At 74.1% G+C, this 11,715-nt stretch carries 12 protein-coding genes; 5 read left to right on the top strand and 7 right to left on the bottom strand.

What is annotated here, in order from left to right:
- The first annotated feature begins 28 nt into the window (after positions 1–28).
- Entirely contained in the window at positions 29–646 is a 618-nt protein-coding gene (locus ABD358_RS21910) for a hypothetical protein (protein WP_344632817.1), read from the top strand.
- A 37-nt stretch (positions 647–683) separates the two neighbouring features.
- Here ABD358_RS21910 and argJ read toward each other — a convergent pair whose 3' ends face one another.
- The 3 genes from argJ to ABD358_RS21925 all read right to left on the bottom strand — a co-directional run bounded on the left by argJ (position 684) and on the right by ABD358_RS21925 (position 3,893).
- Entirely contained in the window at positions 684–1,880 is a 1,197-nt protein-coding gene (gene argJ, locus ABD358_RS21915) for a bifunctional glutamate N-acetyltransferase/amino-acid acetyltransferase ArgJ (protein ID WP_344632818.1), read from the bottom strand.
- Between the two features lie 121 nt (positions 1,881–2,001).
- Entirely contained in the window at positions 2,002–2,463 is a 462-nt protein-coding gene (locus ABD358_RS21920; RefSeq protein WP_344632819.1) for an SgcJ/EcaC family oxidoreductase, read from the bottom strand.
- Between the two features lie 17 nt (positions 2,464–2,480).
- Positions 2,481–3,893, bottom strand: coding sequence for an FAD-binding oxidoreductase (locus tag ABD358_RS21925; RefSeq protein ID WP_344632820.1), 1,413 nt, complete (start codon positions 3,891–3,893; stop codon positions 2,481–2,483).
- 239 nt (positions 3,894–4,132) lie between these two features.
- Between ABD358_RS21925 and ABD358_RS21930 the strand changes: the two genes are divergently transcribed.
- Genes ABD358_RS21930 through ABD358_RS21945 form a run of 4 tightly spaced genes read left to right on the top strand, consistent with a single transcriptional unit; the run spans position 4,133 to position 7,842 of the window.
- The gene (locus ABD358_RS21930; protein WP_344632821.1) at positions 4,133–5,086 is read left to right on the top strand and encodes an ABC transporter ATP-binding protein; all 954 of its coding nucleotides are present in this window, start codon (positions 4,133–4,135) and stop codon (positions 5,084–5,086) included.
- 1 nt (position 5,087) lies between these two features.
- The gene (locus ABD358_RS21935; RefSeq protein WP_344632822.1) at positions 5,088–5,855 is read left to right on the top strand and encodes an ABC transporter permease; all 768 of its coding nucleotides are present in this window, start codon (positions 5,088–5,090) and stop codon (positions 5,853–5,855) included.
- A gap of 42 nt (positions 5,856–5,897) precedes the next feature.
- Positions 5,898–7,163 (top strand): sensor histidine kinase, encoded by a 1,266-nt coding sequence (locus ABD358_RS21940; protein ID WP_344632823.1) that lies wholly within the window; start codon positions 5,898–5,900, stop codon positions 7,161–7,163.
- Positions 7,156–7,842, top strand: a complete 687-nt coding sequence (locus ABD358_RS21945) for a response regulator (protein WP_344632824.1) — start codon at positions 7,156–7,158, stop codon at positions 7,840–7,842. Before ABD358_RS21940 ends, ABD358_RS21945 begins: the two co-directional genes overlap by 8 nt.
- A 124-nt stretch (positions 7,843–7,966) precedes the next feature.
- On the opposite strand, the gene ABD358_RS21950 is transcribed toward ABD358_RS21945, so the two are convergent.
- From ABD358_RS21950 to ABD358_RS21965, 4 genes are all read right to left on the bottom strand, one after another.
- Positions 7,967–8,653 carry a sensor domain-containing protein gene (locus ABD358_RS21950; protein ID WP_344632825.1) on the bottom strand — a complete coding sequence of 229 codons (687 nt, stop codon included), beginning with the start codon at positions 8,651–8,653 and terminating at the stop codon, positions 7,967–7,969.
- Positions 8,654–8,738: 85 nt separating this feature from the next.
- Complete coding sequence (locus ABD358_RS21955; RefSeq protein WP_344632826.1) at positions 8,739–9,152, bottom strand: VOC family protein; 414 nt, start codon at positions 9,150–9,152, stop codon at positions 8,739–8,741.
- 109 nt (positions 9,153–9,261) lie between these two features.
- Positions 9,262–10,929, bottom strand: coding sequence for an MDR family MFS transporter (locus ABD358_RS21960; protein ID WP_344632827.1), 1,668 nt, complete (start codon positions 10,927–10,929; stop codon positions 9,262–9,264).
- 109 nt (positions 10,930–11,038) lie between these two features.
- Positions 11,039–11,650 carry a TetR/AcrR family transcriptional regulator gene (locus tag ABD358_RS21965; protein WP_344632828.1) on the bottom strand — a complete coding sequence of 204 codons (612 nt, stop codon included), beginning with the start codon at positions 11,648–11,650 and terminating at the stop codon, positions 11,039–11,041.
- Positions 11,651–11,715 lie beyond the last annotated feature (65 nt).

Below are 11,715 nucleotides of genomic sequence, written 5' to 3' on the forward strand. Positions count from 1 at the left end.
GGGGGGGGGGGGAGGGAGGGGCCCCGCCATGGGCACGGACATCAACGGCTTCGTCGAATGCCGCTGCGACCACCGGCTCGACGACGACGGCGAACCGTTCTGGCACGCCGTCGCCGACCTGGAGCACCTTTTGCGCGACCACCAGGACCACGACGCCTTCAGGTGCCTGTTCGGGGTCCGCGGGCGCGGCCCCGGCGAACCGCCGGCCGAGCGCCGGGGTCTTCCCGGGGACGTGTCGGACCGGACGCGCGCCGAGTACGGGGAGCTCGGCGGGCACAGCGCCTCCTGGATCACCTGGGCCGAACTGGAGGCGGTCGACTGGGACGGGCCCCTGCCCGCCCCGGACCCGCACGTCCACGTGTACCGGCGCACGCCCGGCGGGGAGTGGGAGCGGGCGGGGCGGGGAAGCGAGGGCACCCGGTTCGCCGAGGTCGCGGGGCTCGACGCCCGTGCCGCCCTCCTCCCCGGCCTCTCCTTCCCGGTGGGCACCGAGTGGCGGGACGGCGACCTGCTGTTCCGGGTGGAGCCGCTGACGCGCCGGCTGCTGGTGCGGGAGGAGAACTGGGGGACGGCCTGGGCGGTCATGCGGTCCCTGGCGGAACGGCACGGGGGCGATCTGGTCCGGCTCGTGGTCTGGTTCACCTGAGGGCCGCTCCGGCCCCGCCCCCGGCGCCCCGCCCCGGTCAGGTGGTGTAGTCGGCGTTGACGCGGACGTAGCCGGCGGACAGGTCGCAGCCGTAGACCGTGGCCTCGGCGCCTCCGATGCCGAGGGTGACGCCGATGTCCACCTCGTCCTGCCGCATCACGGCGGCGAGCCTGCCGAGCGTGCCGTCCCCGGGCTCCTCGGGGTAGACCTCGATGTCGCCGAACCGGACGGTGACCCTCTCCGGGACGATGTCGGTGTCGTCGGTGTTCTTGCCGACGGCCATCAGCACCCGGCCCCAGTTGGGGTCGGCGCCGTGCACGGCCGTCTTGACCAGGGGCGAGTTCACCACGCTCTTGGCGACGCGCAGCGCCTGCCCGCGGTCGCGGGCCCCGCCGACCGTGACGCGCAGGAGCTTGGTGGCGCCCTCGCCGTCGCGGGCGAGCTGCAGGGTGAGGTCCAGGCACAGGTCGGCGAGGACGGCGGAGAACTCCGCCGGGTCGACCGGGCCCGCCGCGCCGTTGGCGATGACCGCCACGGTGTCGGAGGTGGAGGTGTCGGTGTCGACGCTCAGGCAGTTGAACGTCCGGTCCACCGCGCCGCGCAGGGCGCCGTCCAGGTCGTCCGGGGACACCTCGGCGTCGGTGAAGACGTAGGCGAGCATCGTCGCCATGTCCGGCTCCAGCATGCCGACGCCCTTGGCGACCGCGGTGACGCGTGCCGGCCCGACCGTCCGCACGGCCGTCTTCGGACGGGTGTCGGTGGTCATCATCGCCCGCGCCACGTCCGGCGGCGCGGCCTCGAACGCCGCGAGGCCGCGCCCCTCCAGGGAGTCGAAGTGCGCGCGGATGGCGTCCATCGGCAGCGGGCGCCCGATGACGCCGGTGGAGCCGATGAGCACCTGCTCCGCGGGCACGCCCGTGACCGCGGCGACCCGGCGGACGACCTCGGCGGCGTTCTCCTGTCCCCGGCGCCCGGTGGCGACGTTGGCGTTCTGCGCCAGCGTCACCACGGCGCGCAGGTTCCGTCCGGCGGCGTGCGCGCGGCCGAGGAGCACGGCCGGCCCGGCGAAGCGGCTCCGGGTGAACACCGCGGCGCTGGCCGACGGCCGGTCGGAGACGACGATCGACACGTCGTCGCCCTGCTCGCGCAGACCGCCGTGTCCGGTGTACGCCCGGAAACCGGCCGGCCACGCCGGGGCCGGGGAGTCCTCAGAACCTGAATGAGTATGCGTCATGAGACATATATTTGCGGCAGAAGTGCGGCCCGTCCAGTGATTTCCCGTCCGGTGATCCCCGGCACGCGCCGGACGGCGGAGGCGGACGCGGAGCCGGTGGTACGGCGGGGCAGGGCCGCTCCTACCCGTCGAGCACCGCCGTGTTCTGGCAGGCGGTCAGGAGCCACCGCCCGTCCTCCTTGGCCATGACGTAGAGCGGACTGCCCTCGGCCTCCCCCTCGGCCGGCTCGCCCTCGGGCGTCAGGTACCGCTGGCGGACTTTGACGGCGGCCACGTCCGGCCGGACGAACAGCACGTGCTCCACCTCGTAGACGGGGACCAGGCCCTTCATCGCGCCCGGGAGCACGCGCCGGGTGAACGCCGCGATCTCGTCCCGGCCGAAGAGGCGCCTGCCGTGGGCGGTCGTCCAGACCGCGTCGTGCCGGAACAGGGCGGTGAACTCGTCGACGAGTTCGTTCCGCTGGGCGTGCTGGACGGCGGCGACCACCTGCCGGACGGCCTGGATCTCGGCGTCGGTGTCGGTGTCTGTCGCGGTGCCGGTGTCGGTCTCGTGGGTCCGTCGGCGGACGGTCTCCGTATCCATGGGAACAGCCTGTTGCCTCAAGCGCCCTTGAGGTCAACCCCCGCGTCCCGGGCCGGTTCGATGTTGTGGTTGAGGTGGAAGACGTTCCCGGGGTCGTACCGGGCCTTCACCTCCGCCAGCCGCCGGTGGTTGTCGGCGCCGAAGCCGGCGACGAGGCGGTCCTCGCCCTCGTGGCCGATGAAGTTGAGGTACACCGCCCCGGTGGACCACGGCTCGACGTCGGCGCGGACCTGATGGGCCCACCGCCTGCCGCGCTCGTCGTCGGCCGGGTCCTCCCACAGCCCGAAGGGGTGGACCACCCACGGCGCCCGGCGCCACGGAACCGGGTACTCCGCCGGCCCCCGCGCCACCGCGCCGCCCTGGGGGAACAGCACGTGCTGGGACGGGGAGGGCACGATCAGGTCGGCGGCGCGGGCGCAGAAGACGTCCACGGCCGGGTCCGGGAAGGAGGCGAGGTACTCGGCGGACCAGTAGTTGCGGTAACCGGGCGGGTCGTCGAGCATGCACTGCAAGTCGGCGTAGGAGCACTCCGTGGCCAGCTCGGCGTCGGGAGCGAGGTTGAACAGGGGCTCGGCCACGTCCCGCGTCTCCTGCATCCCGCCCGCGTAGACGACCAGGACCTGGCAGGCGAGCTTCCCGGCCATGTCCTCGGGGACGAACTCCTCGGGCGGCGCGGTGAGGTAGAAGAACCCGCCGCCGACCCCGTCCGGGGCGGCCTCCAGGAAGTCGCGGTAGGCGCGCGCCACCTCGGGGCCCGCGTCGGGCCGCCACAGCAGCATGGCCGCGGTCACGAGGGGGAGGGGGTGCAGCCGGAGGGTGAACGAGGTGGCCACGCCGAAGTTGCCGCCACCGCCGTGGAGGGCCCAGAACAGCTCGGGGTTCTCGTCCTCGCTCGCACGGACGGTGTCGCCGGCCGCGGTCACCAGATCCACCGAGAGCAGATTGTCGCAGGCCAGGCCGAACTTGCGGTCCAGCCACCCCGCCCCGCCGCCGAGCACGAACCCGCCGACGCCGGTGGTGGACACCCGGCCGCCGGTCGTCGCCAGACCGTAGGGCTCGGTGGCCCGGTCCAGGTGGCTCATGGTGGCGCCGCCGCCGACCCGCGCCGTCCGGGCCTGCGGGTCGACCGTGACCGCGTGCATCCGCCGCAGGTCGACGACCAGGCCGCCGTCGCTGAGGGCCGTGCCCGCGACGCCGTGCCCGCCGCCCCGGACGGCGATCTCCAGCCCGTTCTCCCGTCCGAAGCGGATCGCCTCGGCGACGTCCCGCACGGTCCCGCACTGGGCGATGACGGCCGGGCGCCGGTCGATCATCGCGTTGAAGAGGGTGCGGGCCTCGTCGTAGGCCGGGTCGCCGGGTGCGACGGCGGTGCCCGCGAAGCCGGCGCGGAAACCGGCGAGAGCCGTGTCGCCCAGAGTCCGGGATGCCATGTCGCCCCCCTCCGGGGCATCGGTCGTACCTGCTTCCCACCGTAGTCCCGGGCCCGGGGCCCCGCACGCCGGCGGGCCGGACGGGGACCCCGGGGCGGACGCCTCCGGCCGGTGCGGGGGAGGGGCCGCGGACCGGCGGGCGGCCGGACGGTCGTACCCCGCCATCGACCGATCGGCTGATGCGTCTTCGAGCGTGACGGCCGATGCCGCGCGCCCCCGGCTCCCGGGATCCTCGACGCATGCCAGTCATCGAAGTGAACGGCCTCACCAAGACCTACGGGGACAGGACCGTCGTCGACGGGGTCTCCTTCTCCGTCGAGGAGGGCGAGATCTTCGGGATCCTCGGCCCCAACGGCGCCGGCAAGACCACCACCGTCGAGTGCGTCGAGGGACTCAGGACCCCGGACGCCGGGACCGTCCGGGTCGCCGGACTCGACCCCGTCGCCGACCACGGCCGCGTCACCCTCCTCCTGGGGGCGCAGCTCCAGGAGAGCGAACTCCAGGCGAAGATCACCGTCCGGGAGGCGCTGGAGCTCTACAGCGCCTTCCACCCCCGCCCCGCCGACTGGCGTCCGCTCGCCGAGCGGCTCGGGCTCACCGAGCGGCTCGGCACCCGCTTCGCCAAGCTGAGCGGCGGCCAGAAGCAGCGCCTGTTCATCGCGCTCGCCCTCGTCGGCGACCCCCGGGTCGTCGTGCTCGACGAACTCACCACCGGACTCGACCCGCGCGCCCGCCGCGACACCTGGCAGCTGATCGAGGACGTACGGGACTCCGGCGTCACCGTCCTGCTCGTCACGCACTTCATGGAAGAGGCGCAGCGCCTCTGCGACCGGATCGCGGTCGTCGACAGGGGGCGCGTCACCGCCCTGGACACCCCGGCCGGGCTCATCGGCCGCGCCGCCGCCTCGACCGCCGTCTCCTTCACCCCCTCGCGTCCGCTCGACGACGGCGAACTCGCGGCGCTTCCCGGCGTGGGCTCCGTGGCCCGCAAGGGCGGCCGCGTCCAGCTCACCGGCACCGACGAGACCGTCGACGAGCTGCTGTCGCTGCTCGCCCGGCGCCGCGTCGTCGCCGGCGGACTCCGCGTCGTGGACGCCACGCTGGACGACGCCTTCCTCGACCTCACCGCGCCCACCGCCGACACCACCGACACCACCGACACCGCCGACACCGCCGACCGGAAGGAGGCCTGAGATGGCCGGCACGACCGCGCCCGCGGCCCCCGGGGCCTCCCTCGCCGTCCTGAAGTCCGAGACCCGGCTCTTCCTCCGGGAACCGGGCAGCCTCTTCTGGATCATCGCCTTCCCGCCCCTCCTGCTGACCGTGCTCGGCCTGGTCCCGGCCTTCCGGGAGCCGTCGGAGGACCTCGGCGGACTGAGGGTGATCGACCTGTACGTCCCCGTAGCCGTGCTGCTGTCCGCGATCGTGGCGGGCGTGCAGGTACTGCCGAACACCCTCACCGGCTACCGCGAACGCGGCATCCTGCGCCGGCTGTCCACCACGCCGGTGCGCCCGGGGGCGCTGCTGGCGGCGCAGATCGCGCTGCACGGAGCAGCGGCGCTGATCTCCGTCGTGATCGCCCTCGCCGTCGGCCGGCTCGCCTTCGGCGTCGCGCTTCCGGAGCAGCCCGCCGGCCACCTGCTCACGGTCGTCCTCACCGTGTCGGCCGGGCTCGCCCTCGGCGCCGCCGTCTCCGCCCTCTCCCGCACGGTGAAGACCGCGCAGACGATCGGCACGGTCGCCTTCTTCCCCGCGATGTTCACCGCCGGCGTCTGGGCCCCCGTGCAGACCATGCCCGACCTGCTGCGGCGCATCGTCGAACTGTCGCCCTTCGGAGCCGCCTCCCGGGCGCTGGACCAGGCCGCCGCGGGCGACTGGCCGGCCTGGTCGCACCTGGGCGTGCCCGCGCTGTGGGCGGTCCTGCTGACCGGCGTCGCGGTCCGCTGGTTCAGATGGGAGTGAACCGGGAGTGACCGGGGAGCGGTGTACGGCATGCTGTCCGCCATGACGACCGATCAGCTCCCGGCGCCGGCCCCGAACCCCGCCGAAGGGTGGAAGATGTTCTTCCGCTGGGGCCCCTACGGGCTGCTGGCCCTCGGCACCGCGATGGCCGCGGCCACCGCGGGCCACATGATGACGGCCGCCGAGACGTACCCGGCCGGGGTGCTGGCCGCGACCGCGCTCGCCCTGGAACTGTGGTGGACCCGGACGCGCCCCGGCCGGCCGGAACAGGACCCGGCGGCGCGCGCCTACTACACCGCGCGGACCGTGCTGGCGTTCCTCCTCTCCTGGCTGAACCCGTTCTTCGCGATCTACGCGGTGATCGGCTACTTCGACGCGCAGGAACTGCTGCCCGCGCGGTGGGTCCGGCCGGGGCTGTTCGCCACGGCCCTGACGATGGCGGGCTCGCAGTCGGGCGGACTGCCACCGGGGTCGGCGACGCAGTGGGTGGCCCTCGGCGCGCTGTACGCGCTCAACGCCGGACTCGCCCTGCTCTTCGGACACCTCGGGATGAGGGAGGCGGAGGCGGCCGAGGCCAGGGCCGCCACCATCGCGGCGCTGGAACGCGCCAACGCCCGGCTGGAGCAGGCCCTCGAGGAGAACGCCGGCCTCCAGGCCCAGCTCCTGCAGCAGGCCCGCGAGGCGGGGGTCGGCGACGAACGGCGCCGGCTCGCCGCCGAGATCCACGACACCATCGCCCAGGGCCTGACCGGGATCATCGCCCAGCTCCGGGCGGTCGACGCCGCCGAGGACCCGCGCACCGCCCGCGAACACCTGGAGCGGGCGCAGGACCTGGCCCGCCGGAGCCTGGGCGAGGCCCGCCGCTCCGTGCAGAACCTGAGCCCCACCGCCCTGGCGCACGACGCACTGCCCGAGGCCCTGGAGAAGACCGTCGCCGAATGGGGCGAACAGACCGGCACACGGGCCGAGTTCACCGTCACCGGCACGGCGGAGCCCCTGCACGACGAGATCGAGGCGACCCTGCTGCGCATCGCCCAGGAGGCCCTGGCCAACGCCGCCCGGCACGCCGGCGCCGACCGCGTCGGCGTCACCCTCTCCTACATGGACGACGAGGTCACCCTGGACGTGCGCGACGACGGCCGCGGCTTCGACCCGGCGGTCCCGCCGCCGCGCACCGCCTCCGGCGGATTCGGCCTCGGCGGCATGCGCGCCCGCGCCGAACGCCTCGCGGGGACCGTCGGCATCGAGTCGGAGCCCGGGCAGGGCACGGCGGTGTCGGTTCGCGTACCGTTGGTGCGCCATGACTGAGCGCGCGGAACCGGCCGGACGGACCGTCACCCTCCTCGTCGTCGACGACCACCCGGTCGTCCGCGACGGGCTGCGCGGCATGTTCGCGGCGTCCCCCGGGTTCGAGGTGCTCGGCGAGGCGGCCGACGGCGTCGAGGCCGTCGAGCTCGCCGTGCGGCTCGACCCGGACGTCGTCCTGATGGACCTGCGGATGCCGGGGGGCGGGGGAGTGGAGGCCATCGCCGAACTGGCCCGCAGGGGCGTCCGGAGCAACGTCCTCGTCCTCACCACGTACGACACCGACTCCGACACGCTGCCCGCGATCGAGGCGGGCGCCACCGGCTACCTCCTCAAGGACGCCCCGCGGGAGGACCTCTTCGCGGCGGTCCGCGCCGCGGCCGAGGGCCGCACCGTCCTCTCCCCGGCCGTGGCCTCCCGCCTGGTCTCCCGGGTCCGCGCGCCGCGGGACGGGACCGGGACGCCGCTCAGCGCCCGCGAACGCGAGGTCCTCGCCCTCGTCGCCAAGGGCGCCCCCAACCGTGAGATAGCCCGTCTGCTGTTCATCAGCGAGGCGACGGTCAAGACCCATCTCACCCACCTCTACGCGAAGCTGGGCGTCGGCGACCGTGCCGCCGCCGTCGCCGTGGGCTACGACCGGGGCATCCTGGGCGGCCCGGGAACCGGCGACCGGCCGGCCTGACGCCCGTGCCGTGTCCCGCACCGCGCCCGGCGGTGCGCCCGGGACCGGAGGCCGGCCCGTGAGGGGAGCGGCCCGGCCGGGCGCGCGGGCGCCGGGAGGCCGCGGGGCGGCGGGACCGCGGGGCTCAGCGTCCTGCCCCGGCGTCCCGCAGCCTCTCGTGCTGCGGCCCGGCGACGGACGCCGGCACGGCTCCGGACCACTCCGTGTCCCGGCTCAGGAGGTAGGAGGCGAGGACGCTTCCGGTGCGCACGACGGTCATGACGTTGCCCTTCCCCCCGATGTCGGAGGTGTTGGTCAGGACGTACGCGACGGATTCGTCGCCCGCGTCCGGCGGGGGGAGGGGCTTCACCGTGAACCGGTAGGTCCAGCCGCGCCGGGAGGTGGCGGTGAACCCCTCGCACTCGGAGAGGGCCTTCCGGAGGTCGTCCAGCCACGCCCGGGCGTCGCCGGCGGTGTGGCTGGTGAGGACGAGGCTGCCGGGAGGCGCGTCGGCGGGCGCGCCGTCCGCGGTGAGCGTGGCCCAGACCATCGCCCGGCGGGGGTGTTCGGGGCGGACGCTCATCATGTCGGAGACCGGCCGGCAGGCGGGGTCGTCGGCCGTGACCACGTCCTCCTTCTCCAGCAGGGGCATGTCCTGCGGCCGGGCGGTGAAGCCGGGGAGGTCGTCGCCCTCGGGCAGTGCGGCGGCCAGCTCCGCGGCGGTCGGGGGACCGCCCTGCCCGGCGTCGTCCGCCGGACCGCAGGCCGCGCCGGCCGCGACGGCGCCGGACAGGGCGGCGGACAGCAGGACACGTCGTACGAAGCCGTGCACGAGCACTCTCTCCTGGTCGGGGAGCGCCTTGCCGCGCTCCTCACCGTGTGGCCCGTCGATGATGCCAGGAGGCCGCGCCGGCGGTTCAGGCGGGCCCGGACGCGCCGCGGCCGTCGAGGTAGTGCGCGCGGCCGTCGCCGTCCAGGCCCACCGGGCCCCGGGGGATGACGCAGAACTCGTTCCCCTCCGGGTCGGCCATGACGAGGAAGCCCCCTTCCGCGTACTCCTCCAGGTACCGGCCGCCCAGCGCCTCGATCCGCCTCCGCTCGGCGACCGGGTCGGAGGAGGCGAGGTCGAGGTGGACGCGGTTCTTCCCGGTCTTCGGGCCGGCGGTCCTCTGGAAGCCGACCAGTGGGCCGCCGCCCCGGGCGAGCCAGACGTACGGGCCCGTCCGTCCCGCGACCGGACGGCCGAGCAGCCGCGACCAGAACGCGGCCAGCCGCTCGGGATCGGCGCAGTCGACGATGATGGCGCTGATGTCCACAGGGGTGTCCGTCATTCCCCGATCCTCCCCCGGCGCGGGCCGGGCACTCCGCGCACGGGCGGAAACGGCGGGACCGCCGCCCCGGGAGGGGCGGCGGTCCCGCCGTTTGCGTCTCTTCCGCGGGTCAGTTCGGGGAGAGGTCCTTCTCCCTGGTGTCCTCGCGGCCCTCCGTTCCCTCCGCCCCTCCCGGGATCTCCGTTCCCTCCGGGGCGGGACCGTCCTCCGGAGCGTCCGCGGGGAAGGGGCCGCCCTCTTCCGTGTTGCTGTTGGAGAGCTTCTTCTCCGGCAGCAGGAAGGCGAGGACGAGGCCCACGGCGAAGAGCGGCGCCAGATAGGCGAACACCGGGGTCAGCGCCTCCTGGTAGGAGAGGACCACCGCCTCGCGCACGGGCTCGGGCAGGGCCTGGACCAGGGCCGGGGTGAGGGAGTCGGTGTCGCCCGCCGCCCCGGCGGCCTGGCCCGCGAGGCGGTCGGCGAGCTGCTCGGTGAGGCGGTGGGTGAAGACCGCGCCCACCGCCGCGGCGCCGAGCGTGGCGCCGATCTCCCGGAAGAAGTTGTTGGCCGAGGTCGCGGTGCCCACGTCGGAGACCGGGAAGTCGTTCTGGACCGCCAGGACCAGGGTCTGCATCATCATGCCCACGCCGGTGCCCAGCAGGAACACGTACAGGCAGACCAGGGCGAGCGGGGTCTCGGTGTCCATGGTGGACATCAGCAGCGCCGTGACCATGACGACGGCCGTGCCGACGATCGGATAGACCTTGTACCGGCCGTTCCGGCTCATCAGGTGGCCGGACGGGATGGCGGTGCCCATGATGCCGACGACCATGGGGATGAGGAGCAGCCCGGACTCGGTGGCGCTCTTGCCGTACACCATCTGCAGGTAGGTCGGCAGGTAGCCGACGACGGCGAACATCCCGACGCCGATCACCAGCATGCCGAGCAGGGTGGCGATGTTGAAGATGCGGCTGCGGAACAGCCGCAGGGGGATGATCGGCTCCTCGGCGCGGCGCTGGGAGAGGAGGAACAGCACCCAGGCCAGGACGCCGCCGGCGATGAGGCCCACGACGAGCGGGTCGGACCAGGCGTAGTCGGTGCCGCCCCAGTCGGCGACCAGCACGGTGCAGGTGACGGCGGTGGCCATCAGGGCGATGCCGAGGTAGTCGACGGGGACCTTCACGCTCTTGCGGGGCAGCCGCAGGGCGAAGGCGCAGACGGCGAGGGCGAGGAAGCCCAGGGGAAGGTTGATCCAGAAGGACCAGCGCCAGCCGACGCTGTCGGTGAACCAGCCGCCCAGCAGCGGGCCCACGACGGCCGACAGGCCGAAGACGGCGCCCATCGGGGCCATGTACTTGGCGCGCCGGCGCGGCGGCACCAGGTCGGCGACGATCGCCTGGGAGGTGATCATCAGCCCGCCGCCGCCCAGGCCCTGGACGCCCCGGCCGATGATCAGCGTCTCGATGTCCTGGGCGAGACCGGCGACGACGGAGCCGGCGATGAAGACGGTGATGGCGCTGAGGAAGAGGGCCTTGCGGCCGATCAGGTCGCCCAGCCGGCCGTAGACCGGCATGGCGATGGTCGCGGCCAGGATGTAGGCGGTGGTCACCCAGGCCATGTGCTTCACGCCGTGGAGCTCGCCGACGATCGTCGGCAGCGCGGTGCCGACGATCGTCTGGTCGAGCGAGGCGAGCAGCATCGCGACCATGAGACCGGCGAATATCAGGCCGAAGTGCGGGGGCAGCCCGGCGGCCTGCTGCTCCTCCGCGGCTGCCGGGGGGACGGTGCTGTCCCTCATGCGGATACTCCAGAGGTCGTGGCGGACGGAAGGACGGGTGGGACGGGGCCGGACGGGTGGGACGGGGCCGGACGGGACGCCGGTTCGCCTCCGCTCCGGGCCCCGGGAGTCAGGACGCCAGAAGGGTGTGCAGGAGGTTCACCGAGCGCTCGACGTACGGGACGGGGGAGTCCTCGCTGTCGGCCGGCTCGTCGCGCGACCAGCGCTCCAGTCCGGAGCGCACCGCGGTCAGCGCGACCGCCGCGATCAGGTTCGGCACCTCGTCGCCGGGGCGCCGTCCCATCCGCTCGGCGACCGTCGCGGCGACGGTCTCCCCGAAGGCGTCGAACTGCGCCAGCATCGCGGCCAGGACGCCGGGGTGCTCGTGGGCGAGGGCGAAGACGTCGTGCATGTCCCGCCGGAGCGGCGGGTTCCCGGCGAGTTCCCGCAGGAGCAGCCCGGTGAGGTCGCGGAGCACCTCCCCCGGCCGCGCGGGTCCGGCCGCGACGAACTCGGCGGTCGGGCCGGGGGACAGGTCCTGGGGGCCGAACACCGCGGCCGCTTCCTTGTTGGGGAAGTAGTTGAAGAACGTGCGCGGTGAAACGCCGGCCTCGCTGCTGATCATCTCGATGGTGACCTTGTCGAAGCCGTGTTCCCGGGCCAGCCGCAGCGTCGCGGTGTGGATCTCCTGCCGCGTCTGGCGGCGCCTGCGCTCGCGCAGGCCTTCACCGGATGGACTCACACGCCGATTATTGCATGTTCTGCAAATCCTGCTGTCTGCGCAGAGGGTGCGTGGTGTGCATACGG

The sequence above is a fragment of the Streptomyces glaucosporus genome (assembly GCF_039533345.1).
GTDB classification, from domain to species: domain Bacteria; phylum Actinomycetota; class Actinomycetes; order Streptomycetales; family Streptomycetaceae; genus Streptomyces; species Streptomyces glaucosporus.